22 protein-coding genes and 1 tRNA gene are annotated in these 26,297 nt (G+C 61.8%); 15 read left to right on the forward strand and 8 right to left on the reverse strand.

Features of this window, described 5'->3' with window-relative positions; all coding sequences use genetic code 11:
* Positions 1-219: 219 nt before the first annotated feature.
* Positions 220-726, reverse strand: coding sequence for a GcrA family cell cycle regulator (locus ACMYR2_RS03460; protein WP_011313840.1), 507 nt, complete (start codon positions 724-726; stop codon positions 220-222).
* 475 nt (positions 727-1,201) lie between these two features.
* On the opposite strand from ACMYR2_RS03460, the gene ACMYR2_RS03465 reads away from it, so the two are divergent.
* Positions 1,202-2,413, forward strand: a complete 1,212-nt coding sequence (locus ACMYR2_RS03465) for an aspartate aminotransferase family protein (protein WP_416193689.1) — start codon at positions 1,202-1,204, stop codon at positions 2,411-2,413.
* Positions 2,410-3,336: an ornithine carbamoyltransferase gene (gene argF, locus ACMYR2_RS03470; RefSeq protein WP_347262635.1), complete on the forward strand. Its 927-nt coding sequence runs from the start codon at positions 2,410-2,412 to the stop codon at positions 3,334-3,336. Before ACMYR2_RS03465 ends, argF begins: the two co-directional genes overlap by 4 nt.
* A 69-nt stretch (positions 3,337-3,405) precedes the next feature.
* On the opposite strand, the gene ACMYR2_RS03475 is transcribed toward argF, so the two are convergent.
* Positions 3,406-4,671: a hypothetical protein gene (locus tag ACMYR2_RS03475; protein ID WP_347262636.1), complete on the reverse strand. Its 1,266-nt coding sequence runs from the start codon at positions 4,669-4,671 to the stop codon at positions 3,406-3,408.
* A gap of 411 nt (positions 4,672-5,082) precedes the next feature.
* The gene (locus tag ACMYR2_RS03480; protein ID WP_347262637.1) at positions 5,083-5,727 is read right to left on the reverse strand and encodes a DUF1134 domain-containing protein; all 645 of its coding nucleotides are present in this window, start codon (positions 5,725-5,727) and stop codon (positions 5,083-5,085) included.
* Between the two features lie 139 nt (positions 5,728-5,866).
* Here ACMYR2_RS03480 and ACMYR2_RS03485 point away from each other — a divergent pair, with 139 nt between their 5' ends.
* Positions 5,867-6,373: a YHS domain-containing (seleno)protein gene (locus tag ACMYR2_RS03485; RefSeq protein ID WP_347262638.1), complete on the forward strand. Its 507-nt coding sequence runs from the start codon at positions 5,867-5,869 to the stop codon at positions 6,371-6,373.
* A 96-nt stretch (positions 6,374-6,469) separates the two neighbouring features.
* Here ACMYR2_RS03485 and ACMYR2_RS03490 read toward each other — a convergent pair whose 3' ends face one another.
* The gene (locus tag ACMYR2_RS03490) at positions 6,470-7,288 is read right to left on the reverse strand and encodes a 3'(2'),5'-bisphosphate nucleotidase CysQ (protein WP_347262639.1); all 819 of its coding nucleotides are present in this window, start codon (positions 7,286-7,288) and stop codon (positions 6,470-6,472) included.
* A 153-nt stretch (positions 7,289-7,441) separates the two neighbouring features.
* On the opposite strand from ACMYR2_RS03490, the gene chpT reads away from it, so the two are divergent.
* The 6 genes from chpT (at position 7,442) to ACMYR2_RS03520 (ending at position 13,883) form a co-directional block, all read left to right on the forward strand.
* Positions 7,442-8,089, forward strand: a complete 648-nt coding sequence (gene chpT / locus ACMYR2_RS03495; protein WP_416193690.1) for a histidine phosphotransferase ChpT — start codon at positions 7,442-7,444, stop codon at positions 8,087-8,089.
* A 155-nt stretch (positions 8,090-8,244) separates the two neighbouring features.
* Entirely contained in the window at positions 8,245-10,911 is a 2,667-nt protein-coding gene (locus tag ACMYR2_RS03500; RefSeq protein ID WP_347262641.1) for a hybrid sensor histidine kinase/response regulator, read from the forward strand.
* Positions 10,912-10,922: 11 nt separating this feature from the next.
* Positions 10,923-11,393: a chemotaxis protein CheW gene (locus ACMYR2_RS03505; protein WP_347262642.1), complete on the forward strand. Its 471-nt coding sequence runs from the start codon at positions 10,923-10,925 to the stop codon at positions 11,391-11,393.
* A gap of 56 nt (positions 11,394-11,449) precedes the next feature.
* Positions 11,450-11,815 (forward strand): response regulator, encoded by a 366-nt coding sequence (locus ACMYR2_RS03510; RefSeq protein WP_416193691.1) that lies wholly within the window; start codon positions 11,450-11,452, stop codon positions 11,813-11,815.
* Between the two features lie 110 nt (positions 11,816-11,925).
* Entirely contained in the window at positions 11,926-13,020 is a 1,095-nt protein-coding gene (locus ACMYR2_RS03515) for a protein-glutamate methylesterase/protein-glutamine glutaminase (protein ID WP_416194053.1), read from the forward strand.
* Positions 13,017-13,883, forward strand: coding sequence for a protein-glutamate O-methyltransferase CheR (locus ACMYR2_RS03520; protein ID WP_347262645.1), 867 nt, complete (start codon positions 13,017-13,019; stop codon positions 13,881-13,883). The genes ACMYR2_RS03515 and ACMYR2_RS03520 overlap by 4 nt, the downstream gene beginning before the upstream one ends.
* A gap of 352 nt (positions 13,884-14,235) precedes the next feature.
* Here the strand turns inward: ACMYR2_RS03520 and ctrA are convergent, their stop codons facing one another.
* Positions 14,236-14,937 carry a response regulator transcription factor CtrA gene (gene ctrA, locus ACMYR2_RS03525; RefSeq protein WP_011313853.1) on the reverse strand — a complete coding sequence of 234 codons (702 nt, stop codon included), beginning with the start codon at positions 14,935-14,937 and terminating at the stop codon, positions 14,236-14,238.
* 367 nt (positions 14,938-15,304) lie between these two features.
* Here ctrA and fliI point away from each other — a divergent pair, with 367 nt between their 5' ends.
* Positions 15,305-16,630, forward strand: a complete 1,326-nt coding sequence (gene fliI / locus ACMYR2_RS03530) for a flagellar protein export ATPase FliI (RefSeq protein WP_347262647.1) — start codon at positions 15,305-15,307, stop codon at positions 16,628-16,630.
* A gap of 103 nt (positions 16,631-16,733) precedes the next feature.
* The gene (gene fliJ / locus ACMYR2_RS03535; RefSeq protein ID WP_347262648.1) at positions 16,734-17,159 is read left to right on the forward strand and encodes a flagellar export protein FliJ; all 426 of its coding nucleotides are present in this window, start codon (positions 16,734-16,736) and stop codon (positions 17,157-17,159) included.
* A gap of 237 nt (positions 17,160-17,396) precedes the next feature.
* Here fliJ and ACMYR2_RS03540 read toward each other — a convergent pair whose 3' ends face one another.
* Both ACMYR2_RS03540 and flhA read right to left on the reverse strand, forming a co-directional pair.
* Positions 17,397-17,597 (reverse strand): hypothetical protein, encoded by a 201-nt coding sequence (locus ACMYR2_RS03540; RefSeq protein WP_011313856.1) that lies wholly within the window; start codon positions 17,595-17,597, stop codon positions 17,397-17,399.
* A gap of 318 nt (positions 17,598-17,915) precedes the next feature.
* Complete coding sequence (flhA, locus tag ACMYR2_RS03545; protein WP_347262650.1) at positions 17,916-20,045, reverse strand: flagellar biosynthesis protein FlhA; 2,130 nt, start codon at positions 20,043-20,045, stop codon at positions 17,916-17,918.
* A gap of 470 nt (positions 20,046-20,515) precedes the next feature.
* Between flhA and ACMYR2_RS03550 the strand changes: the two genes are divergently transcribed.
* The 3 genes from ACMYR2_RS03550 (at position 20,516) to ACMYR2_RS03560 (ending at position 23,869) form a co-directional block, all read left to right on the forward strand.
* Positions 20,516-20,591, forward strand: a tRNA-Ile gene (locus tag ACMYR2_RS03550).
* 425 nt (positions 20,592-21,016) lie between these two features.
* Positions 21,017-22,711 carry a methyl-accepting chemotaxis protein gene (locus ACMYR2_RS03555; RefSeq protein WP_416193692.1) on the forward strand — a complete coding sequence of 565 codons (1,695 nt, stop codon included), beginning with the start codon at positions 21,017-21,019 and terminating at the stop codon, positions 22,709-22,711.
* A 762-nt stretch (positions 22,712-23,473) separates the two neighbouring features.
* Positions 23,474-23,869: a transposase gene (locus ACMYR2_RS03560; RefSeq protein WP_347262652.1), complete on the forward strand. Its 396-nt coding sequence runs from the start codon at positions 23,474-23,476 to the stop codon at positions 23,867-23,869.
* A gap of 93 nt (positions 23,870-23,962) precedes the next feature.
* Here ACMYR2_RS03560 and ACMYR2_RS03565 read toward each other — a convergent pair whose 3' ends face one another.
* Entirely contained in the window at positions 23,963-24,622 is a 660-nt protein-coding gene (locus tag ACMYR2_RS03565) for a ParA family protein (protein ID WP_141382846.1), read from the reverse strand.
* A gap of 462 nt (positions 24,623-25,084) precedes the next feature.
* Here ACMYR2_RS03565 and ACMYR2_RS03570 point away from each other — a divergent pair, with 462 nt between their 5' ends.
* Positions 25,085-26,257: a calcium-binding protein gene (locus ACMYR2_RS03570; protein WP_347262654.1), complete on the forward strand. Its 1,173-nt coding sequence runs from the start codon at positions 25,085-25,087 to the stop codon at positions 26,255-26,257.
* The last annotated feature ends 40 nt before the right edge of the window (positions 26,258-26,297 follow it).

The following is a 26,297-nucleotide window of genomic DNA, read 5'->3' on the forward strand; positions in this document are numbered from 1 at the left end:
CGGCCGCCGCTCTAGAGTCTGGTTCAACTGCGTTGAATCAGACTCGTCGCTTATTTTTTGTTCGAGCATGATCTTTTCCGAAAACCGGTTTCCACTTTGCGCTGGCGCGGCCCTTCGGGTCGGGATCATGCTCTATAGCCGCGGATTTACGATTCCCGTCGCAACGCGGAGATGACCGGTTCAGGCCCGGCTATGACGGGATCTGGAGGTACGCTGTGATTACCGCGTCTTCGGCGATTGGCGGCGGCGGTCGGCGGCGGGCTGATAGGCGATGCGTGAGTGGTGCGCGCAATAGGGAAGGCCGGTGAGAGCCTTGCCGCCGCAGAAAAAGAACTCCGGGCTCGCGGGGTCGCCGACCGGCCAGTGGCAGGTGGCTTCGCTGAGTTCGAGCAGCGATCGCCGCTGGCTCATGGGCACGACATTGTCGTAGGCGATCGGGTCGGCTTCGATCTCGACCTCGAAAGCTTGCGCGAGCGCGGTATTGCCTCGCGAGACAGGGCGGGACACCCGCACCATGTGCTGGGCGGGGCGGGCCTTGCGCGTCCGGGGCACGGTGGACGACGGGCTCTTGGCGCGGCCCGAAAGGCCCAGCCGATGCACCTTGCCGATCACCGCGTTGCGGGTCACGTTGCCGAGTTCGGCGGCGATCTGGCTTGCGGAGAGGCCCGCTTCCCAAAGCTTCTTCAGCTGTTCGACGCGATCGTCGGTCCAGGTTATCACCGTCATCGCACATTATTCCCTTGTGTAATGCGTGCCTCCCCAAGGCCGCGCATCTAAGCGCCCCCGAAAAACCCGTGCCGACAGAATCCCTTAGCCCTCGCCGGGCGGGAAAACGCCCGGGCGCTTACGCTGACAACAGGAACCGATCGAGGATCAAAACGCCGCACGAGATGTCGTATTCGACGGGCCCAACGCTACAATATGCCGTGACTCACGCGCAAGAGTCGGGCCTTGCGGCGTCCACATCTTATGCAGGAAAAACGAGAAGAACCGCTCATTCTGCGACTTTCCCGCATCACCGCCGCGCAAATGGAATATTGACAGTGATCGCCGCGCACCTAGAATAACCGTCGTGTGCCGCCTCGAAAGGCGGCACATTTCGTTTCGGGGCTGACAGTTCATTTTCTGAGCTGACAGTTCACGGATCGCGCCACGGCGCAGTCGGGCCGATCCGCTCCCACCATCCAACCGGCAAACCGTCATGACCACAGCCGCGGCATCTCATCTGTTGCCCGTTTTCGCAAGGGCCGATCTCTCGTTCGAGAGCGGCGAAGGAGCCTGGCTGCTCGGCTCGGACGGCGGACGTTATCTCGATTTCACCAGCGGCGTTGCCGTGAATGCGCTGGGTCATTGCCACCCGCATCTCGTCGCCGCCCTTCAGGCGCAGGCGGCGAAGCTGTGGCACATCTCGAACCTGTTCAAGTCGCCCGACGGTGAGCGTCTGGCGGCGCGACTCTGCGAGCAGAGCTTCGCCGATTTCGTCTTCTTCGCCAATTCCGGCGCCGAGGCGGTGGAATGCGCCATCAAGATCGTGCGCCGTTATCATGCCGGCAGAGGCAATCCGGAGCGCTATCGGATTGTCACCTTCGAGGGCGCCTTTCACGGCCGCACGCTGGCGATGCTGGCCGCCACCGGCTCGAAAAAATACCTCGAAGGATACGGGCCACCCGCTGACGGCTTTGACCAGGTGCCGCTCGACGATATCGAAGCCGTGAAGAAGGCGATCGGTCCCGAGACCGCCGGCATCCTGATCGAGCCGTTGCAAGGCGAAGGCGGCGTGCGCGAGCCGCCTCCTGCGTTCTTCCGGGCGCTGCGCCAGCTTTGCGACGAGCGCGGCCTGCTGCTGGCGTTCGACGAGGTGCAGACCGGCATGGGCCGCACCGGCGATCTGTTCGCCTACAGGCGCATCGGCGTCGCGCCGGACGTGATGTCGCTGGCGAAAGCGCTCGGCGGCGGTTTTCCGATCGGCGCCTGTCTTGCGACGGCGGAAGCCGCGTCGGGCATGACTCCGGGCTCGCACGGTTCGACCTTTGGCGGTAATCCGCTGGCGGTGGCGGCGGCTCATGCCGTGCTCGACGTGATGCTCGCGCCCGGCTTCTTCGAGCGGACGCAAAAGATGTCGCTGCTGTTGAAACAGAAGCTGGCCTCGGTCGTCGATCGATATCCCGATGTGCTGAGCGAGGTGCGCGGCGAGGGGCTTCTGATCGGCCTCAAGGCCGTCGTTCCGTCGGGGGATCTGGTCAGCGCGTTGCGTGAGGAAAAGCTCCTGACCGTGGGCGCCGGCGAAAACGTCGTGCGCCTGCTGCCGCCGCTGATCATCGGCGAGGCGGAGATCAACGAGGCGGCGCAGCGGCTGGAGCGGGCCTGCGTCAGGCTGTCGGGCGCATCCGCCAACAAGGAAGCCGCGCAATGAGCAAAGCGCCAAAGCATTTTCTCGACCTGCTCGACATGCCGGCCGGAGAGTTGCGCGCGATCCTCGACGCCAGCGTCGCGATGAAGAAGCGGCGCAAGGATGGTCTGATCGCCGACCGGCCGCTCGCGGGCAAGACGCTGGCGATGATCTTCGACAAGCCCTCGACACGCACCCGCGTGTCGTTCGACGTCGGCATGCGCCAGCTTGGCGGCGAGGCGATCATGCTGACCGGCGCGGAAATGCAGCTCGGACGCGGCGAGACCATCGCGGATACCGCGAAGGTTCTGTCGCGCTTCGTCGATATCATCATGATCCGCATCCTCAGCCACGACGCGCTGACGGAGCTCGCGGCTCATGCCACCGTGCCCGTCATCAACGGACTGACGCGGCGCTCGCATCCCTGCCAGGTGATGGCCGACGTGATGACTTTCGAGGAGCATCGCGGTCCGATCGCGGGGCGGACCGTGGCGTGGACCGGCGACGACAACAACGTGCTGGCGTCGTGGGCGCATGCGGCGGAGCGCTTCAGCTTCAATCTCCATGTCGCGACCCCGCAGGAGTTGGCGCCGAACAAGCCGCTGAAGGATTGGATCAGGACGAGCGGGGCTCAGATCAGGCTCGGCACCGACCCCGAAGCGGCGGTGCGCGGCGCTGACTGCGTCGTCACCGACACCTGGGTGTCGATGGGCGACAAGGACGGCGAGCACCGTCACAATCTGCTCAGGCCCTACCAGGTCAATGCGGAACTGATGCGTCTCGCCAAGCCTGACGCGCTGTTCATGCATTGCCTGCCGGCGCACCGTGGCGAAGAGGTCACCGACGAGGTCATCGACGGGCCGCAATCGGTGGTGTTTGACGAGGCCGAAAATCGCCTGCACGCACAGAAGGGCATTCTGGCCTGGTGTCTCGGCGCGGGCGGGTAGCGATCGATTCCAATATTTGAGACGCGGGATGCGGGCGGAAAACCGCTACACACTTTTCCTCATCCCGTTCTAGCCTGACCGACGCTCGTTGCGGGGAGCACGAGATTGCAGGGCGCGGATGCGGTCGGCCAGCGTACTGACCGGAATCGTCCCGGCCGAACCATTGGCGGTTTTGGTGGCCTTGGCGGAACCGGGAGCTGATGCCGCCAGGATGGTTTCGATCGGTGAATCCGGCCCCTCGATGGTCATAGCGAGCCTTGCGACCTCGGCGGCGATGTCATTGATGTGCTCGCGCAGCAGCGTGTTTTCCATCTGCTCGACCGTGCCGGATTCCGTCTGACGCTGGAGCACGTTGATGTCGCGCTGCAATTTGGCTCGCTCGTCGTGGGCGGCGCGCAGCGCCCGTTCGGTCGCCAGCATTTCGTTGCGCAGCGTATCGATCAGCGGAGACTTGCTGCCGGTCAGCGACGCAATTTCGTCGCGCAACTCATTGTTGGCGCGCTCCGCGGCGGTTTTCGCTCGTCGCAACTCACTGTTCTTCGCATTTCGCTCGGTGAGCGCGTTGGCCTGCGCGGCGAGGTCGGCTTCGAGTGCTCTGACCCGGCCGCCGAGCCTTTCCGCGTCCTTCGTTTTGTCGATGAGCTGGGTGTCAATGTTGACGATGCGCTGGCTCAGATTCTCGACGTGCTTGCGCGCGTCGTCACGTTCCCGGGCAACGGTTGCCGTTTCATCGCGCTGTTGCTCAAGCCGTGCTTGCGTGGAGGCGAGTTCGTTTTCGACCTCGTTGAGGCGGCTCTGCAATCGCTCGATCTGCGCGCGCACCACGAACAGTTCGGCTTGTCGGCTCTCGGCAGTCACCGAGCGCTCCGACAATTCCTGACGGAGTCTTCCGAGGTCGTTCTGCCGCTCGGCGAGCGTCTGCTCCACGCTCCGCAGCGTTTCGGCCCTGGCGGCAAGTTCCTGCTCGGCGGACTGCAGGCGCTCTCCCACCGTTTTCCCGCGTCCTTCCAGGCCGAATATCCTCTCGTTCTTCTCGCCGAGCTCCATCTTCAGGCGGTTGATGGCCTCGGCCTTCTTGCCGAGCTCAGCGGACTGGCTGGCGACCTTTCTCTTGAGCTGGTCGACCTTCATCTCCAGCCGCCGCGCCGACATCGCGAATTCGGCGCGCAACTGATCCCTGTCGGCCTGGATTTCAGCCATCGACATCGGGGTGGCGGCTTCCATGCGTTTGATGGTGAGGCGGACGGCGCGATCATGCACGAGCGGCATGACCATCAGCCCGCACAGCATCGAAACCAGAAAACCGATCGCCAGATACATGATCGGCTCGACCATGAGAAACGCTCCACAACCCCGGACAGGCCCGGCAAGGATCTGGTTACCATGCCATGGGCGGCCGGCCGAACGCCAGCGTCCGCAAAAATGCTTCATGGCGTTTTCGAGCGAAGCCTGGGCCTGACTTGTCCCTTGGGCCTGGGCCCTAAAAGGACGGATGCCGGTTCGCGTGAAGAAAACGCCTCCAACCAATATCATGGAGCCTTGCTTCTGATTTCATCAGAAACAAAAAGGCTCCGGGCCAAAGCAACCTGCGCATTCGCTCGTGCGAGAGCCGCAGCCCCTGATGCGGAGTACCCGCTAGAGCGTTTTCGAGCGAAGTGGAAACCGGTTCGCGTGAAGAAAACGCGTCAAAACAATAATCTAGAGCCTCGCTTCTGATTCAATCAGAAGCGAACATGCTCTAGGCGATCAGAATGGGTTCCAGGTCGCTTGCGGGGTATATTTCAGGTAGCCGACATTGGCTCCGAGCCGCAGCCCGAGACCTGAGCGGATCGGCACCAGCACGATGTTGTTTGCGGTCAGCGCCGTCATTCCGAAGCCGCCGACGATATAGGCGGAGCCGTCGATGCCGACGAAACGCTGATAGATCGCGTTCGTGGCGGGCAGGTTGTAGACCAGCGTCATGGTGCGGGCGCCGTCGCCGCCCCAGTCGAAGCCGACGGACGGCCCCTGCCAATAGACTTTCAGATCGCCGGCATTCTTGGTGTAGAGGGTGCCCTCGCCGTAGCGCAGGCCCGCCACGAAGGCCCCCGAGCCTTCCTCGCCCAGGATGTAGCCGTTCGGCAGGCCCCACTGACTCACCGCACGCTCGATGACGGATGCGAGACCTCGCGAGACGTTGCCAAAGAACCGGGTTCCGGATTTGAGGAGTTCATCCGACGAATAGGTGACGGGAGCGCCGTTCCGTTGCGCCGGCGGCGCCTGGTACGGCTGTGCTTGGTACGGTTGCGCCGGCGGCGCCTGGTACGGCGCCGATTGCTGGGCGGAAGCCGGCAAAATCCCGAATATCACCGCAGCGAGCGCGGTCGCTGCAAGGCGCGAAATGAAAATCATGCAAAGCACCCCAAACAAAGCACCCCAAATAAGAATCCCAAGTAGCAAAACCTGTCACGGCGTCCTTAACGAGATGCTGACACGCGGTCCGTAGGATGCGGCGATCAACCCCCCGACTCACGCGTTATCGGCACCAAGTATGACGGCACGGCGGCAGGAAAGGAATGGCTTGCGTCTCGCGATCGCCGCGATCGCCTCGCTGGGTTGCGGGTCAGCTCTTCCCGGCCTCGATCTGACGGCCCTGGCCGCCACCTCCGAACGGGTCGTGGTTGACCGGTATACCGGACTTGCGATCGGCGGGTTCGATCCCGTGGCGTTTTTTACCGACGCGCGGCCGGTGCAAGGCGTCTCCGAGTTCGAGGTGTCGCATGACGGCGTCATCTGGCGCTTCAGCAATCCCAGCAATCGCGCTTTTTTTATCGCCAACCCCGATGTCTATAGTCCGCGTTTCGGCGGATACGATCCGGTGGACATCGCCCGGGGCGTGACCCGCGCCGGGACCGCGCGATTGTGGCTGATTGTCGGCGAGCGGCTTTACCTGTTCGGCCATGAGGACACCCGCGCGGCTTTCGCCGCTGATCCGGCGCGTTATCTGCGCGAGGCGACGCGCCGCTGGGCCGCGCTCAAGGAGATGCTCGCGCAATAGAGCCTTTCCGCTTCTGATCGTATCAGAAGCCTACCTCTGGATCGTTGTTTTAACGCGTTTTCTTCACGCGAACCGGCATCCATTTCGCTCGAAACGCTATAGGGGAGCGGCGGAAGGGTCGCCCCAGGCGATAAACCCAGGCACCAGAAATCCCTCTCGCGCCTCACCGAAACGCAGCGGCGCACCCGATTCGTCCGTGACCTTGCCGCCGGCGGCGGTGACCAGGGCATGGCCTGCCGCGACGTCCCATTCGCAGGTCGGGGCGAGGCGCGGGTAGATATCGGCGCGGCCTTCCGCGATCCGGCAGAACTTGACGGCGGAACCGAGCGGCTTGCGCACCGCGCCCGGCCTTTGGGAGATGAAGGCGTCCGACCGGCTGTCGGCGTGGGAGCGGCTGACGGCGGCGATCCATTGAGAGCCTGATCCGGGAAACGGCCGTGTCCTGATCGGCTCGGCGACGCCGGCGCCGGTGTCGGAGACGGCCGTGAGGCGCTCCGCGCCGCGCCCGACAACGCCGCGCCAGATCGACCCGAGCGCCGGCGCGCCGATGATGCCGAGCAGCGGCACCCCGTCCGTCACGATCGCGAGGTTCACGGTGTATTCGTTGCGGCCGGCGATGAACTCCTTGGTGCCGTCCAGCGGATCGATCACGAACAGGCTTCCGGAATAAGGTGGTGTCGCGAGATGCGCGCGCTCCTCGGAGAGCACCGGAATATCGGGGCAGAGTCGCGCGAGTCCTTCGGCGATCACGTTGTCAGAGGCGAGATCTGCATCCGTGACGGGAGAGCCGTCGATCTTGCCGCCTGTCGTCATGCGGTCGCGATTGACCGAGAGCACGGCGGCGCCGGCTTTCGCGACCAGGCCGGTGAGCAACCCCATCAGCGCCGCGGCGGATTGAGCGTCGATCACCGGCATGTTCGAAGCGTCCTTGCGCGTCCCGGGAGGGCGGCTGCCGCCGCCTCAAGGTGGCAGCGCAGGCTCAGGCCGTGTATCAAACCCTGAAGGTCGTTTGATTCGCCGTGTCCGCGCGCCGCGGAGTTGCCGAAACAGATCCCAGGAACAGGTTTTATGTATGGCACATCGTCTCCCGGTCCCGCTCCCGACGCGCTCGAACTCGCTGCGTTGCTCTGTTCGCGCGTCTGTCACGATCTCATTAGTCCCGTGGGCGCAATCGTCAACGGACTTGAGGTGCTGGACGACGATCCAAAGCCGGACGATCGCGAATTCGCCCTCGATCTGATCCGCAAGAGCGCCAGAACCGCGTCGGCGCGGCTGCAGTTTTGCCGTCTCGCCTTCGGGGCGGCGGGATCGGTCAGCGCGCAGATCGACCTGGGCGATGCGCAGAACATCGCGAAGGGTCATTTCGAGGACGGCAAGATCACGCTCGCATGGAATCTACCGCGCCTGCTGCTGCCGAAGAACAGGGTAAAACTGCTGCTCAACCTGCTGGTGATCGCGCAGCAGACGATTCCCCGCGGAGGGGTACTGACGGTCGACCCGCTCGGTGAGGGTGAGACCATGGGCTTTCAGATCACCGCCGCCGGGCTCAATGCCCGCGTGTCGCAGCCCGTCGCCGAGCTTCTGGCGTCCGGTCCGACCGGAGCCGTCGATGCCCACGCGGTTCAGCCCTATTACACACGTCTTTTGGCCGACGCCTGCGGCATCAGCATCTCCCTGGTCGCCGAGGGTGACAAGGTGGTCGCGACCGCCCGTTAGAGCGTTTTCGAGCGAAGCGGCATCTGCTTTTGCGAAATACGCGCTGGGCGCGTTCTTTCTGATCTGCTCAACCAATATTAACGCTTTGCCTTGAAACTGGCCCCGCTGTGAAAGGCGCGATCGCGGCGCCTCGGCGTTTCGAAGGCCAGAAGGCTATGGATGATCTCCTCTGCGAATTCCTGACCGAGACCAACGAGAGTCTCGATACGGTCGACAATCAGCTCGTCCGGTTCGAGCAAGACCCGAACAATGCGAAGATATTGGATAACATCTTCCGGCTGGTCCATACCATCAAGGGTACATGCGGTTTTCTGGGCCTGCCGAGGCTAGAGGCGCTCGCTCATGCGGCGGAGACGCTGATGGGCAAGTTTCGCGACGGCATGGCGGTGACCGGCGAGGCCGTGACGCTCATCCTGTCCACGATCGATCGCATCAAGGATATCCTGGGTCAGCTCGAAGCGAGCGGGACTGAGCCGGAGGGAGCCGATGCCGATCTGATCGATGCACTGCATCGCATGGCCGAGCGTGATCCATCGGGGCCGGCTGCCGAGCTTTCCGAAACGTCGCCGCCATGTGACATAGCGGGAACGCTTCCCCACCAGATTCTCGAACGGCCTCTGCGCCCCGGCGAGGTCTCGCTTGATGATCTCGAGCGCGCGTTCCGCGAGACGGAGGTGGAGTCGATCGCGCCCGCTTCCCAGCCCGCGCCGGCAGCGCCGGTTGCTTCGAAGCCGGTGGCAACGGCTGCTCCGAAGAAAGCGGAGGATACGCCGGAAGGCGACCGGGTCGCCAACCAGTCGATTCGCGTCAACGTCGATACGCTTGAGCACCTGATGACGATGGTGTCCGAGCTCGTGCTGACGCGCAACCAGTTGCTCGAGATCAGCCGCCGCCACGAGGACACCGAATTCAAGGTGCCGCTGCAACGGCTGTCCAACGTCACCGCCGAGCTGCAGGAAGGGGTGATGAAGACGCGGATGCAGCCGATCGGCAACGCCTGGCAGAAACTGCCGCGCATCGTGCGCGATCTCTCCAGCGAACTCGGCAAGCAGATCGAGCTCGAAATGCATGGCGCTGACACCGAGCTCGACCGCCAGGTTCTGGATCTCGTCAAGGATCCGCTGACGCACATGGTACGGAATTCCGCCGATCATGGCCTGGAAACACCGGCGGAGCGCATCAGGGCGGGAAAGCCGGAGCAGGGCACGATCCGTCTTTCGGCGTATCACGAGGGCGGCCACATCATCATCTGCATCGCCGACAACGGCCGCGGCCTCGATACCGAACGCATCAAGGCCAAGGCGCTTCAAAACGGCCTGGCGAGCGAAGCCGAAATCGAAAGGATGACCGAGGCGCAGATTCACAAGTTCATCTTCGCTCCGGGATTCTCGACCGCCGCGGCTGTGACCAGCGTCTCCGGACGCGGCGTCGGCATGGACGTGGTGCGGACCAATATCGATCAGATCGGCGGCGCCATCGACATCAAGTCGGTGGCCGGCGAAGGGTCCAGCGTCATCATCAAGATTCCGCTGACGCTGGCGATCGTGTCGGCGCTGATCGTGGAGGCCGCGGGCGAGCGCTTCGCGATACCGCAGCTTTCGGTGGTCGAACTGGTGCGCGCGCGCGCCAATTCTGAGCATCGTATCGAGCGGATCAGGGACACGCCGGTGCTGCGGCTGCGCAACAAGCTTTTGCCGTTGATGCACTTGAAGAGGCTTCTGAAGATCGACGACGGCGCGGACAGCGATCCCGAGAACGGCTTCATCGTGGTGACGCAGGTCGGCAACCAGACCTTCGGCATCGTCGTGGACGGCGTGTTCCATACCGAGGAGATCGTGGTCAAGCCGATGTCGACCATGCTGCGGCATATCGGCATGTTCTCGGGCAACACCATCCTGGGCGACGGCGCCGTGATCATGATCATCGACCCGAACGGGATAGCCCACGCGCTGGGCGCATCGGTCGTGACTCAGCAGGAGATCGCCGATGACAACGCCGCGCGCGCCGGCGCCGCCGAGCGGACATCGCTTCTGGTATTCCGCGCCGGATCGGATCAGCCGAGGGCCGTGCCGCTCGCGCTCGTCACCCGGCTTGAGGAGATCGCCGTCGCCAAGATCGAGATCTCCGACGGCCGCCATATGGTGCAGTACCGCGACCAGCTCATGCCGCTGGTGCGGATGGATGGCGTTTCGATCGGAACGGACGGGACGCAGCCGGTCCTGGTGTTCGCTGATGACGGCCGGGCAGCCGGACTCGTGGTCAATGAAATCATCGACATCGTCGAGGAACGTCTGAACATCGAGGTGGCGAGCAGCAGGCCAGGCGTCCTCGGTTCCGCCATCATCAAGGGACGGGCGACGGATGTGATCGACATCGGTCATTTCCTGCCGATGGCCTTCGCCGACTGGTTCAGGCGCAAGGAGATGCGCGCGGCCGCCACCGCGCGATCGGTGCTGCTGGTGGATGACAGCGCCTTCTTCCGCAACATGCTCGCGCCGGTTCTCAAGGCCGCGGGCTATCAGGTCCGGCTCGCGACCAACGCGCAGGAGGGGCTTCTCGCGCTGCGCTCGGGTCAGGAATTCGACGCGATTCTCACGGATATCGAGATGCCGGACATGAACGGATTCGAGTTCGCGGAGACGGTGCGCTCCGATGATCGATTGAGCGACACCCCGATCATCGCGCTGTCGTCGATGATTTCTCCGGCCGCGATCGAGCGGGGCCGTCAGGCCGGCTTCCACGACTACGTCGCCAAGTTCGACCGGCCTGGCCTGATTGCCGCATTGAAAGAGCAGACCGCCGAAATTGGCCGGGCGGCATGAGGGACCGGAACATGACCACCGTCAATCAAGCCAATGAAAGCGCGCTTACCGAATACGTCACCGCGACGATCGGCGGGCAGTTGTTCGGACTGCCGATTTCACGGGTGCAGGACGTGTTCAAGCCGGAACGTCTGACACGCGTGCCGCTGGCCTCGAACGATATCGCGGGCGTTCTGAATCTGCGCGGCCGTATCGTCACCGCGATCGATATGCGCGCCCGGCTCAGGCTTCCCAAGGGGGAGGCCGATCGCCGGCCCATGGCCGTCGGTGTCGAACTGCGCGGCGAGTCCTACGGACTTCTGATCGACTCGATCGGCGAGGTCATGAAACTCCCGGATGAAGGCCGCGAGGTCAATCCGGCCAATCTCGACCGGCGGACGGCGGAACTGTCGGCGGGCGTGTATCGGCTGGACGGGCAGTTGATGGTCGTTCTCGATGTCGATCGCGTTCTGGAAATTGCACCGGACAAGCTTGCAGCTTGACCACGGCGGCGCGGGCGCGTCGGCCAAGGAGGCGCTGAGAGAACATGGAGACCAAAATGAAAACCTGTCTGATCGTCGATGATTCGAGTGTCATTCGCAAGGTCGCGCGACGCATCCTGGAAGGCTTCAACTTCCGCATCGTCGAGGCGGAGAATGGCGAGAAGGCGCTGGAGGCTTGCAGGCTTCAACTCCCTGACGCCGTGCTTCTGGACTGGAACATGCCGGTCATGGACGGCTACGAATTTCTTCGCAATCTGCGCCGGATGCCCGGCGGCGATCAGCCGAAGGTGGTGTTCTGCACCACGGAGAACGATGTGGCGCACATCGCCCGCGCGCTCCACGCCGGCGCCAACGAATACATCATGAAGCCGTTCGACAAGGATATCGTGACGGCGAAATTTCAGGAAATCGGCCTGATCTGAATCTCGTCGCGATCCGGCCGGATATTTCCATCTTGCGCGTAATGGGCATGAGTACTGCTGTGACAAGTCCGGTGGCTCTGGATTCGGGAAAGCTGGAGCCGCTACGTGTCATGGTGGTCGATGACTCCGTCGTTATCCGCGGGCTGATTTCCAGATGGATCGAGGCCGAGCCCGACATGATGGTCGCGGCCTCGCTTCGCACCGGCCGCGACGCCGTCAACCAGGTCGAGCGCGCTGATCCGGACGTCGTGGTCCTCGATATCGAAATGCCCGAACTCGACGGCATTTCCGCGCTGCCGCAACTGCTGGCCAGGAAGCGCAGCCTCATCGTCATCATGGCCTCGACGCTGACCCGCCGCAACGCGGAGATCAGTTTCAAGGCGCTGTCGCTCGGCGCATCCGATTACATTCCGAAGCCCGAGAGCACGCGCGAGGTCGCGGCAGCCGATATCTTCAGGCACGAGCTGATGCAGAAGATCCGGCATCTCGCCGCGAAACGCCGTCGTCCGGCGGCGGTCGCTTCGCCGCCGCTAGTCCAGCGCGAACAGCAACCGCGTTTTGCTCAAGCCGCTCGCGCGATGAGCCGCCCTCCGCCCGCGCTGCGTCCCTTCAGCGCGCACATCCCGCGCGCGCTGCTGATCGGCTCGTCCACGGGCGGGCCGCAGGCGCTGATGACTCTGGTGGCCGCTATAGGACCGGTGATCGACCGCTGTCCGGTGCTGATCACCCAGCACATGCCTCCGACGTTCACCACCATTCTCGCCGAGCATCTGGCGCGGGCCGCAGGGCGCCCCGCGCATGAGGGCGTGGATCAGGAGATCGTGAAGCAGGGCCATATCTATCTCGCACCCGGCGGCCGTCACATGCGGGTGGCGAGAAAAGGAGCGGACGCGGTCATCGTTCTGGATGACGGCCCGGCGGTGAATTTCTGCAAGCCGGCCGTCGATCCTTTGTTCATGTCGGCGATCGATGTCTGGCAGGGCGGCGCGATGGCCGTGATCCTGACCGGAATGGGGTCCGACGGAATGCGCGGCGGCACGCAGATTGTCGCCGCGGGCGGGAACGTTATCGCCCAGGACGAAGCAAGCAGCGTGGTGTGGGGAATGCCGGGCGCCGCCGTTCAGGCCGGAATTTGCGCGGCCGTTCTGCCGCTTCAACAGATCGCTCCAAGGCTGGTTCGACTATTCGCGGGAGACCGTTTGTGACACCGCTTGATTTCGAGTACCTGCGCAAGTTGCTGAAGGAACGCTCCGGCCTCGACCTTGCCGCCGAGAAGCAATATCTGGTCGAGAGCCGGCTGACTCCGCTCGCACGCAAGGCCGGCCTCTCGGGTATCGGCGACCTCGTGCAGAAAATGAAGACCGGCGCCGCGGCCCTGACGATCGACGTCGTCGAGGCGATGACCACCAACGAAACCTTCTTCTTTCGCGACAAGACGCCGTTCGAGCATCTGCGCGAGACCGTGATCCCGGCGCTGCTTCAGGCCCGCGCTGCTCGCCGGCACTTGCGGATCTGGTGCGCCGCGGGTTCGACCGGGCAGGAGCCGTATTCGATCGCGATGTGCCTGAAGGAATACGGTCCGACGCTCACGGGCTGGCGCACCGAGATCATCGCCACTGATCTTTCGAACGAGGTGCTCGAAAAATCGCGCGCCGGTCTCTACAGTCAGTTCGAAGTGCAGCGCGGATTGCCCATTCAACTGCTGATCAAGTATTTCAAGCAGGTCGGCGAACTCTGGCAGATCAACCCCGACATCCGCGCGATGGTTCAGCACCGCCAACTCAACCTGTTGCAGGATTTTTCCCATCTTGGGGTCTTCGATGTGATCTTCTGCCGCAACGTGCTGATCTATTTCGATCAGCAAACCAAAACCGGCGTCTTCACGCGGCTCGCAAGGCAGGTGGAGGCTGATGGTTTTCTTGCGCTCGGCGCCGCCGAAACCGTGGTCGGGCTGACCGACGCGTTCAAACCTCACCCCGACAGGCGCGGGCTTTATCGGCCCAATCGCGTTTCCCCGCCTTCGCGGGCGGCGGGAATGCCGCCACCCAGAGCGGCGGCCGGCGGGTAGAGCGTTTTCAAGCGAAGTGGATACCGGTTCGCATGAAGAAAACGCGTTAAATCAGAATCATAGAGCGTTTTCGAGCGAAGTGGATACCGGTTCGCGTGAAGAAAACGCGTCAAACCAGAATCATAGAGCCTCGCTTCTGATTCCATCAGAAGCGGAAAGGCTCTATGGCGTTTTCGAGCGAAGTGGATACCGGTTCGCGTGAAGAAAACGCGACAAAACATAGTCAAAACATAAAAGATTTGCGTCGTTTCATCGGTGGTCCGATCCGCTCTCGTTGCGGCCCAAAAACCAGACCAACAAAAACCCCGCCGTTTGCGGCGGGGTCAGTCCGGGAGGAACGGAGGATCGGGTGTCAGGCCGGAATGCGGACTTCGTCTTCGTGCGGCTCACGGAGAACGTAGCCGCGGCCCCAGACGGTCTCGATGAAGTTGCGGCCTTCGGAGGCGTTGGCAAGTTTCTTGCGCAGCTTGCAGATGAAGACGTCGATGATCTTCAACTCGGGCTCATCCATGCCGCCATAGAGGTGGTTGAGGAACATTTCCTTGGTCAGCGTTGTGCCCTTGCGCAAGCTGAGCAGTTCCAGCATCTGATATTCCTTGCCGGTGAGATGGACGCGCTGGCCGCCCACTTCCACGGTCTTGGTGTCGAGATTGACCACGAGATCGCCGGTCTGGATCACCGACTGGGCATGGCCCTTGGAGCGGCGCACGATCGCATGGATGCGGGCCACCAGTTCATCCTTGTGAAAGGGCTTCGTCATGTAGTCGTCGGCGCCGACGCCGAGACCCTTGACCTTGTCCTCGATGCCGGCGAGGCCGGAAAGGATCAGAATGGGTGTTTTGATCTTGGAGACACGAAGCTGCTTGAGCACGTCGTAACCGGACATGTCGGGCAGGTTGAGATCGAGAAGGATAATGTCGTAGTCGTAGAGTTTGCCGAGATCGACGCCTTCTTCGCCGAGGTCCGTCGTATAGACGTTGAAACTCTCGGACTTGAGCATCAGCTCGATCGACTGCGCGACGGCGCTGTCATCCTCAATCAGCAAAACGCGCATGCCAGTCCCCTAATCGTCGCCGCGCCGGGCGTCAGGCCGGCCGCAATACTTGCGGCACTGGAAACGCCTTTAAGCAACTGATTCGAACCCTGACCGCTTATGGTTAACAAAAACTGTTTCTGTTCCGCAAGTCTCTTCGGTGCAATTTTCATCGAATCGCCCTAAGGTGTTGCATTAAAGCAGCTTTTCTTATCCGGTTACGCTCATGATCCACATTAAAAGTCAGGCCTAACTGACTTTCGCGACTCGCCTTCCTCCTGAAGACACACGCTCTCAGTCACCAAGACAGTGACGCAATGATTAACGATGCGGGTAAACACGAAGTTAAAGGAGTCCGGCTAATGTGCGGAAACCTAAGGATTTCACGATGAAGGGCCTGGCCGAACGAATCGGTGAGATCGAGCGCGTCAATATTTATGGCCGCGTGGTTGGCGTACGCGGACTGATGGTCGAGATAGCGGGTCCCATCCATGCGATGTCGGTGGGAGCGCGTATCGTGATCGAGACCGGGGTCGGCCGGACCATCCCGGCCGAGGTGGTCGGCTTCAATGGCGACAATGCCGTCGTCATGCCGTTCGCCAGCCTGGACGGGGTACGGCGCGGCTGCCGCGCCCTGGTCGCCAATGCCTCCGGCCAGGTGCGGCCGGCAGACGCATGGCTCGGGCGGGTTCTCAACGCCCTGGGAGAGCCGATCGACGGCAAGGGGCCGCTCCCGCAGGGTCCGGCGCCGATGCCGTACCGCAACTCGCCGCCGCCGGCGCATTCGCGCCAACGGGTCGGCCAGCCGCTCGATCTCGGGGTCCGCGCCCTCAACACATTCCTGACCTGCTGCCGCGGCCAGCGGCTCGGTATTTTCGCGGGCTCGGGCGTCGGCAAATCGGTGCTGCTGTCGATGCTGGCGCGCAACGCCGATGCCGACATTTCGGTGATAGGTCTGATCGGCGAACGCGGTCGCGAAGTGCAGGAGTTCCTGCAGGACGATCTCGGCGCGGAGGGGCTCGCACGATCGGTTGTCGTGGTCGCGACCTCCGATGAACCCGCCTTGATGCGGCGGCAGGCGGCCTATCTGACCCTGGCGATTGCGGAATTCTTTCGCGACGATGGCAGGGACGTGATGTGCATGATGGACTCGGTGACGCGCTTTGCCATGGCGCAGCGTGAAATAGGACTATCGACCGGTGAGCCGCCGACCACGAAGGGCTATACACCGACCGTTTTCACCGAGCTGCCGAGGTTGCTGGAGCGCGCCGGTCCCGGAGCCGACAAGGGAACAATAACCGGCATCTTCACCGTGCTGGTCGATGGTGACGATCACAACGAGCCGGTGGCCGACGCGGTGCGCGGCATTCTCGACGGGCATATCGTGATGGAGCGGGCCATTGCTGAGCGCGGCCGCTATCCCGCGATCAATATTTTGAAGTCAGTGTCGCGCACGATGCCGAAATCGGCCGATCCGGCGTTCCTGCCGGACATCACCCGCGCGCGGCAGATGATGGCCACTTATTCCGACATGGAGGAATTGATCCGGCTCGGTGCCTATCGGGCGGGCTCCAACGCGGAGGTCGACGAGGCCATCAGGTTGAATCCGGTCCTGGAGGATTTCCTGCGCCAGGGGAAGGATGAAGTCACCGGCATCGCGGACGGCTATCGAAGATTGCAGCAAATCGTCAACACTTTAGCAACGGAAAGCTAACTTTGTCGGGCCATCATCGGCTCGTCACAAGAGTTGTACGGGGGATCCGAAGGGATGCCGCTGTCGTCCCGCGTAGATTGGGACTTCTGGGGAGTATGAGTCGATGAAGTCGCGTGAAACGCTGATCCGCCTGAAGAAATTCCAGGTCGAGGAGAAGCGTCGGAGGGTGGCTCAGATCGAAAGCATGATTGCTGACTTCCAGCGCATGTCGGTCGATCTGGAGCGTGAAATCGAAATCGAGCAGGAGCGTGCCGGGATCGATGATCCCACGCATTTCGCATACCCGACCTATGCCAAGGCAGCGATTCAGCGCCGGGAAAATCTTACCCGCTCAGCGGACGAGCTACGCGTCCAGCTCGAAGATGCCAAGATGGGCCTGGCGGAAGCGTTTGAGGATCTCAAGAAGGTCGAATTGCTCGATGAGCGCGACCAGGCTCGCGAACGTGCGGAAGAGAATGCTCGCGAGCAGGCCGATCTGGACAGTATCGGTTTGATGCGCTCGCGCATGGGGGCCGCCTCGATCGCCTGAGCCCTCGAATTTTCATCCGCTCGAATCCGAGAGGCAAGAGGCGATTCCCCGATGAAAGAAGTTCGCACCACGGCCGGCCCGCAAACTAAATTGTTTGCCTATCGCAAAAAAGAAAACGCCCGTGGGGGGCGGGCGTTTTCCATCGTAGTCCACTTGGGGTTAGTGGGTCCTCTACGTACTCACGTGGCGACTTCGGGGGGCAAATCTAAAGAAGCCTCGTGAATTCTTCAAACTCCTTCAACGAACGACCATCGCATCCGAACTCGTCACCGCCATCGGCTTGCCTGCCTTGATGATGCGTGCCGTCTGCGTATAGCCATCATCAGCGTTCATGCGCGCTGAAATGGCGAAACCTGCCACTGCGATACCTGCAACAAGAGCTACAACCACGATTTTCAGGTGGGTCGTCCGATCCGCGCTGTAAATCGAATGATTCATGGAAGCCTCCTGCCCATCCACTTCCTTGTTGAAGATTAGTCTCCGCTGCTCGCGCACAGGTTCATCGTCTCGCGCCCCTACAACGTAGGAATTGGCGCCGATGTTCCGAAGATGCGATCACAAGGTGGTGAAAAGGTGTGAACGGCCGCGATCAACGAGTTGCGCCGCCGTGCCGGAACTGGAATATTTTATAATTATATCAATTATTTAATGAGATTCTAGGGTCGGTCGAGCCCCCGTGCGTAAAGGCGAGGTTAGACACAAACCATTTGTCTGATGCAGAAATGCCGCATAAAGGCCGGCGTGATTCGTGGGCGATCAGATGCTGCCGACCGTCTTGAGCCGGGCGCGGGGATGGATTTCGGCCTGCGATAGAACCGGGGTCTGGGCGCGGAAGCGCTCGACCAGGGAGCGCACGAACGGCCGGATCGCCGCCGAGGTTACCAGCACCGGGGCCTCGCCTTCGCGGGCGGCCTGTTCGAAGCGATCGCGCACCGCGGCCATGAATTCCGACAGCTTTGACGGCTGCATCGCAAGGCTGCGTTCCTCGCCCTGGCCGATGATGGATTCGGCGAAGGCCTGCTCCCATTTGGCGGATAGCGCGACCAGTGGCAGGTAGCCGTTGACCGATGTGTTCTGGGCGCAGATTTGACGCGCAAGGCGGCTGCGCACGTGCTCGACCAGCGTTGCCGGGTTGCGCGAGAAGGCGAGGGCTTCGGCAATGCCTTCCAGAATCGTGGACAGATCGCGGATGGAAATGCGTTCGGCGAGGAGTAGCTGCAGCACGCGCTGGATCCCGGAGATCGAGATCTGGCCCGGCACGATGTCCTTGATCAGTTCGCCTTGCTCCTTCGGTAGATCCTTCAGGAGCTTCTGCACTTCGCCATAGGAGAGCAGGTCCGACATGTTGGTCTTGAGCAGTTCGGTGAGGTGAGTCGAAACCACGGTCGCGGAATCGACCACGGTATAGCCCTTCAGCGAGGCTTCTTCCTTGAGCGAGGCGTCGACCCACGTCGCCGGCAATCCGAAGGTCGGTTCCGTTGTGTGAATGCCGGGGACCCCCACCTGACCCCCGGCCGGATCCATCACCATGTACTGGTTCGGCCAGATGCGCCCCGAGCCGGCGTCGACCTCCTTGATCTTGATGATGTAGGTGTTGGCCTCCAGTTGCACGTTGTCGAGGATACGCACTGATGGCATCACGAATCCCATCTCGATCGCCAGCGATCGGCGGAGCGCCTTGATCTGCTCGGTGAGGCGATCCTGGCCGTCCGGTCCATTGACCAGCGGCAGCAGCGCGTAGCCGAGTTCGATCTTCAGATCGTCGATTCTGAGCGCCGTCGATATCGGCTCCTCCACATTCGCGGCCGCGGTGCCCGCGGTTTCGGACGCCGCGGCGGCCACGGCTTCGGCGGCCGCGGCGCTTTGGCGTTTTCGCGAACTCCAGGCGAGCGTCGCCGCGCCGCCGCCGAGCGCGACGAACGGCAGCATCGGAATGCCGGGCAGCAGTCCCAGCACCAGCATCACTCCGGCCGACATGCCGAGCGCCTGCGGATAGCTGGACAGCTGCTTCATGAGGGCCTTGTCGGCGGCGCCTGTAACGGCGGCCTTCGAAACCAGAAGGCCGGCCGCGGTCGAGACGATCAGGGCGGGAATCTGCGTCACCAGCCCGTCGCCGACGGTGAGAATGGTGTAGCTGTGCGCCGCGTCGGCAAAGCTCAGATCCTGCTGCGCGATGCCGATGATCATGCCGCCGATGATGTTGATGAAGACGACGAGCAGGCCGGCGACGGCGTCTCCGCGCACGAACTTCGACGCGCCGTCCATGGCGCCGAAGAAGCCGCTTTCGTCCTCGAGTGCCTTGCGCCGTTCCTTGGCGGTTTTCTCGTCGATCAGACCCGCGGAGAGGTCGGCGTCGATCGCCATCTGCTTGCCGGGCATGGAGTCGAGTTGAAAGCGCGCCGCCACCTCCGCGATGCGTCCGGAGCCCTTGGTGATGACCACGAAATTCACGATCACCAGGATCCCGAAGACGATGATGCCGATCACGAAATTGCCGCCCATCACGAAGTTCCCGAAGGCTTCGATGACATGGCCGGCGGCGGCCGGGCCTTCATGCCCGTCCGACAGGATCAGTCTTGTGGAGGCGAGGTTCAGCGACAGCCTCAGCATGGTCGAGATCAGCAGCACGGTCGGGAAGGAAGAGAATTCCAGCGGCGACTGGATGAACAGTGCGGTCATCAGGATCAGGATCGACAGCGTGATCGAGATCGCCAGAAGGAGATCGAGAACCATCGCCGGAAGCGGCATGATGAGGACGACGAGGATCGTCAGGATACCGAAGGCGAGCGCGAGATCACCGCGCTTCAGCATGATCCCGATCTGGCTGAAGGTTGGGAAGCCCGAGGCTGGTACGGCTGCGCCTTGTTCCGCCGTGATGCCCTTCATCCTCGTCGTCTCCCTCGCGCAGGACCGCTCGCACGCGCTATAGCGTTTTCGAGCGAAGCATGTCCTCGGGCTTGACCCGAGGATGGAATCCGCTTCGCGTGAAGAAAACGCGTCAAAACAACAACCTGGAGCTTCGTTTCTGATTCAATCAGAAGCGAATGCTCTCGCGCATGATCCCGAAAAGTGGAAACCGGTTTCCGGACAGGATCACGCTTGATCAAAAGGTTAAGGCTGGGGTGATGACGCGCGGCTTCCTGGGCAAAATTTGCCCGGTGTATGGTTAGCAAAGGGTTAATGTCCCGGCGGAGCGCGGCATTGCGTCCTGATCGAGGCTCGAAGGGAGGGGGCCATCTCCGTCTTTCGGCCGCAAACTCCGGCCCTCAACAGTTCCACCGCCGATTGCCGCGCGGCACATGACATTGTAAGGGATGCCTTGCGCCGACGGCGGTTGCGCACGCGACGTCCGGCCGGGGCCTGTAGCTCAATGGTTAGAGCCGGCCGCTCATAACGGTCTGGTTGGGGGTTCGAGTCCCTCCGGGCCCACCAGCCGGATCAGGCATCGTCGGGTGGGGTATGCGGGCCCTGCTGCTTAGAGCCTTTCCGCTTCTGATAGAATCAGAAGCGGGTTCTCGGACTTTGATTTGGCGCGTTTTCTTTATGCGAATCGGTGTCCATCCTCGGGTCAAGCCCGAGGACATGCTTCGCTTGAAAACGCTCTGGCCACCGTTTTTTAACTGAATTGTTCCATCCTCTCGCCATCGCGTCAGAGCCGAGTTCCGGTAAGCCACAGAAGGTGCCTCCCGATGGTTCACTTGCCCCCGCTTTCATCGATCTCGGCGCGATCTCATCCCAGGTAAACTTTTAAGGGTATCCGTACCCATTTTCGCTGACGCGATTCCTCGCGAATCGCGTCATGACGGCACATCGGTCGTGACGCTTGCTTTCACCATAACAGATTGGCGAGTTTTCCCGTGCGCAAGAACTTTCCGGTTACCGACGAAGAGTATCCCGTTTCCGATGACACGCTGATCGTTTCCCGGACCGATCTCAAGGGGCGTCTCACCTATGTCAACGAAGACTTCATCGACGCCGCCGAATTCACCTCCGAGGAATTGATAGGCAAGGCGCATAACATCGTCCGCCATCCGGACATGCCGTCGGAGGCGTTCGAAAATCTCTGGGATACCTTGAAGGCCGAGAAACCATGGGTCGGCGCCATCAAGAACCGGCGCAAGAACGGCGGCTTTTACTGGGTGCTGGCAACGGCCTCGCCGATCCGGACGGATGGACAGGTTACCGGCTATACCTCGATCCGTACCAGGCTTGCCGCCGACCAGCGCACCCTCGCGGAAGAAGTGTACGCGGCCATCCGCGAAAAACGCCCCCACCCGTATCGGATCGACGCGGGCATTATCAGGAAGCGATCGGTCTTTGATCGTTTCGGCGTGTTTACCCGCACCATGCGGGCGCGAATGACAACGCTGATCACAGTGCAGTCCGCTTTTCTGCTGGCCTGCGGCTTGCTGGGCGCTGCCGTCATCGGCGGCATATGGGGCCTCGCCCTCATCCTTCTCGCCGCCACCGGGATCGCTGTCGGGGGAATGACGGGGCGCCAGACCCTGCATGCGTTCGAAGGACCGATGCGTCACCTGAACGAAACGATGCTGAACCTCGTTCACGACAAATTCGACAATCGGATCGAAATCAGGCGCGACGACGAGATCGGCGAAGCCCTCCGCAACCTCCAGACCGTGCAGACGCTTATTCGGTTCAGCCGGGAGGAGGTCAACTCCACGCAACGCCGGGCCGACGCCCAGCGCAAGATCGACATGACCAAGATCGCCAATTCCTTCGAGGCGGCCATCGGCGAGATCGTTCAGGCTGTCGCGACATCGGCGAGCGAACTGGAGGCTTCGGCAACGACGCTGGCCTCGAACGCCGACCATGCAAAGGATTTCGCCGCGCGCGTCGCCAACGGTTCGACCGAGGCCTCCTCGAACGTCAATTCGGTGGCCTCGGCCACGGAGGAGATGACCGCCTCGGTCCATGAAATCAGCCAGCGAGTGCAGGAATCGGCGCGCATGGCGGGCGAGGCCGTCGATCAGGTGCATTCGGCGACCGAGCGGGTCAGCGCGTTGTCGAGCGCGGCGGCTCGCATCGGCGATATTGTCGAGATGATCAACAATATCGCGGGACAGACCAATCTTCTCGCCCTGAACGCCACCATCGAGGCGGCGCGCGCCGGGGAAGCCGGTCGCGGATTTTCGGTCGTCGCCTCGGAGGTCAAGGCGCTCGCCGAGCAAACCGGCAAGGCCACCGGCGAAATCGGTCAGCAGATCAGCGGCATCCAGTCCGCCACCCACGAATCCGTCGCCGCGATCAACGAGATCCGGAATTCCATCGAAAAGCTTTCCGGAATCTCCTCCACGATCGCGTCAGCCATCGAAGAACAGGGTGCGACGACGCAGGAAGTTGCCCGCAACGTGCAGCATGCCGCCCAGGGTGCGCAGGAAGTGTCCTCCAATGTCGGTAATCTCCAGCGCGGGGCGGTGGATACCGGAAACGCCTCGTCCCTGGTGTTGTCTGCCGCGCAAACGCTGTCGCGCGACAGCGCCAGGCTCAAGGCGGAGGTCGACAATTTCCTGAATTCCGTCAGGGTTGCATGAAGCCTTGATAGGGGACGATGTGAGATGAGCGCGTGCGACTGCGTTGCCGCATGAAGCATGTCATCAAGTTCGACCCGGGATGATGCCGACTCGCGTGAGGAAAGCGCGTCAAAGCAACAAATCCCGAGCCTCGCTTCGGATGTACCCCGCCCCACCGGCGTGGTGGACGGAGCGTGACTGCCTCTCATAAAGAGTTACGAAGAAGTTAAGAACGATCGGATCCCCGAGCGTTCTTACCTTCGCACGCATTTCAGCCGCCGGTCGGAGAAATATCCCTGAGCGGGCATTTGCGGCGGGGGTTGCTGTAGAATGTTACCCGCGCGCGAAGTGCCTTGTGAAGGAGCGCCTCGGTCTGTTCATTGCTGGTCCGCTCGGGGAAGCCGCTCTGTAATCCGCCGGTCGGCGCAAGTCGGCGCTCCCGCGGTAACGACGCGACGCGAAATATTGACCTGATAAGAAACGGAGATGGAGGATATCGAGCGTGCTTCGAAGAAGTGATATGCGTGATCGCGGCTCGCGTGATATTTGTCATCTATGACCGGCGCGACAACCGGATCGACTGACTTCGTCAGTTTACGCTGCACCGCAGCTAACATGAAAGGTAAAACTCGCGCGAACTTGAGTGATGATTGATAGCGCAACGCGCGGCTTTCATATTATATTATTGTCGTGAACTTGTTCTTAAGTTGAGATTTTCATTTGATTCTGGTCATTGTTTAGGCGCTTCGTTCTCTGTCATCGAAGCCATATTCAGGTAGGAAGATGAAGAAGCACTCGCGGGAGGAAATTCTTTCGAAGCTTGCCCGGGCGGATGAACTCGCTCGCGCCGGCAATTCCCAGGTCGACGTCTGCAAGGCGCTTGGTGTGAGCGTCATGACGCTTCATCGGTGGAGGAAATTGCCTCTGCCGAGGCAGGAAGCGGATATTCCTCAGGACAATGCGGGAGAAGGGGCGGTATCCGTCAAGCCTCCGGCGACGGATCAGATGCGTCACGTTCTGGAGGAACTCAAGCTCGAGAACCAGCGGCTTCGTAAGATTGTCACGGATCTCCTGCTTGAGAAAATGAGGCTCGAGGAAGCTGCTGTTTCTGCATCGCCTCCCCAGTCGGAGACGCAAGGTGTGATCCAGGCCCTGCTCGGTCCCGCCAATTCCAGATAGCCGCTCTCATGATTTCCCGGAAGAGGCAGAGATCCCGGAGAGACAAGAAATGGTCTCGCGGCGGGCGCGGACGTCGCCCCATTGGACGCCGCCCTATTCCTCGAGTTCGATCCGTTCGATCGCGTCTGCGAGTTCCTGGATTTCCTGATCGGCGGTATCTCCGGGCATGAAGCTCGCTACCGACTGACCGCTGGTGAAACAACGAACGAATGCGGCGCGGCTGGCGATCGGCGGGCCAACCGCTTCACCGAATGTGCTTAACTCATCAAGCAATTGTCTTCCTTCAAGCGTGCGGCGGTCGAGTCTGTTCGGCACCAGGATCACCTTGATTCGATCCCGGCGGCGCTCGCGTGCGGCGTCAATGATCGCAAGCGTCTGAAGCGTCGCGTCGAGGTCGAGGCCGGACGGGGTGCAGGGTACCAGGATCAGGTTAGCCACGGCGATCGAGGCTCCCATTTCCCGTGCGTTGGGGGCGGTGTCGATGATGACAATTCCGGCTTCAATACTGCGCACTTCCTGGGCCCAGGCGGGGACCGACGTCTGCTCCAGCGCCATTTCATAGACAGGGAATTCGAGATTGCCAGGCTCCGCCCACTGTGAGGCGGAACGCTGGGGGTCGCTGTCGACAAGCGCAACCTCATGTCCGCGGCGCGCGAGCGCGGCGGCGACACAGATAGCGATCGTGGTTTTGCCGACACCGCCTTTGCGCTGAGTAACGGTGATGATTCTCCGTCTCAGCCGGGGAGAACTCATGCGAGCGCCACGATAACAGATCCTCACATTTTCTGATATTAGCATCCGCGAACGTTACCATCGTTTGGCAGGTCGTTACAATTGGATGTGAGGTGAGGTCTTCCTTACGTTTTCCGCATGTCTGCTTCACGATTTCGGCGGGAATGGGGTCGAAATGGGGTGGAATCGGCCGGAAATCCCAGCGCCGAGCACGCATGGCGGCCAGGAGGCGATCCCCGCCCAATGTTAAATTAAGGGAGCGTAACTTGACGCTTGACTTTGGTGCTGCGGTGCCACTAACATGAAATTAACAATCCAGGGCTTGCGTAACACTTATATGTTATAAGCAAGGCTCGGATTTGGCACAAAGTCTAGCACCTTCGAATTGCAGCATGCGGTGTCGATTGGCGTCGACCGGTCATACCTGCTTTCGCATGTCTCTTGAAGAATTCAGTCTCTTAAAGAATCCAGCTAGAGGGCGCCATGGCCGTTTCCTACCTGACGAAGACCGAGCTAGGCGAGTTTTTTCATAGTAACGGGAACATCGAGGCGGGCGTGCGATCAGCGTTGATCGATTCGCTCGAGCAAAGCGGTGTGTTCAACGATGACGACAATAGTGCGAGGGGATGGCTTCAGTCCGGGCCGTTTCCAGGCGGAGAGGTTCCGCCTGTCGTCCAGATTCTAGGCATATCCAACTCGACGAATGTCGAGACGAATCCCAACCTGAAAGCGATCGTGCTGGATGATCACAGCGCCAGGCTTGACGTGACCGGAGGGGATAACGACGTCTTTGTCGCCGCAGGCAAAGGGCATGACACGATCAACCTGAATGATAGCGGCAACGATACGGTCTACGGCGGCAGCGGCAACGATGTGATCCGGGCGAGCGAAGGTGATAACCTGCTGTTCGGCGGGGCCGGCAATGACAGCATTTACGGCGGTACCGGCAACGATACGCTGGATGGAGGTGCTGGTAATGACCTCCTGGTGTCCGGTGGTGCGCGGGCTGCGGGCAGTGGCGGCGACGCGCGCATTGCCAGTGCGGACGACAGTGCCTTCGGCGCCGCTGGCCGCGGGCATGACCATGGCGGCGGTCGTGGAGATGACCGTGGATGGGGCCGCGGAGATGATCATGGCGGCGGTCGTGGAGATGGCCGTGGATGGGGTCGCGGAGATGATCACGGTGGCGGTCGCGGCGGTGACCGTGGATGGGGTCGTGGAGATGATCATGGTGGCGGAGGTAGCGGCGACCATGGTGGCGGCGGCGAGATAGAAGGACACAGCACGCTTATAGGTGGCGCCGGCAATGATACGCTGGTGGGCGTGCAGGGCGATGTGCTGCAGGGTGGTGCGGGCAACGATCAGTTTACGCTGCTGTCGGGTGATGGGAATGCCAGTTCCACGCTGTACGGCGGTGGCGGCGATGACACCTTCCGGGTCGAGGCGCGCAGCGGCAGCGATACCATCTTCGGCGGCAACGGTAACGACACGGCCGAATTCGTTGGTCGCTCGTTCTTCGATGTCGCCAAAATCGATGTCGATGCGAGCACCTCGACCTATACGCTGCACTTCAGCGATGAACAGAGCGTCGCGGTCAATGGCGTTGAGGAACTGCATTTCAGCGACCAGATCGTCACCCTGCCGAAGCTCTCGTAGTCCGGGGCAGAAGGACAGGATTGTTAAAGCCCCGCTTCGG

Source organism: Nitrobacter sp. TKz-YC01 (assembly GCF_047824785.1).
Classification (GTDB): domain Bacteria; phylum Pseudomonadota; class Alphaproteobacteria; order Rhizobiales; family Xanthobacteraceae; genus Nitrobacter.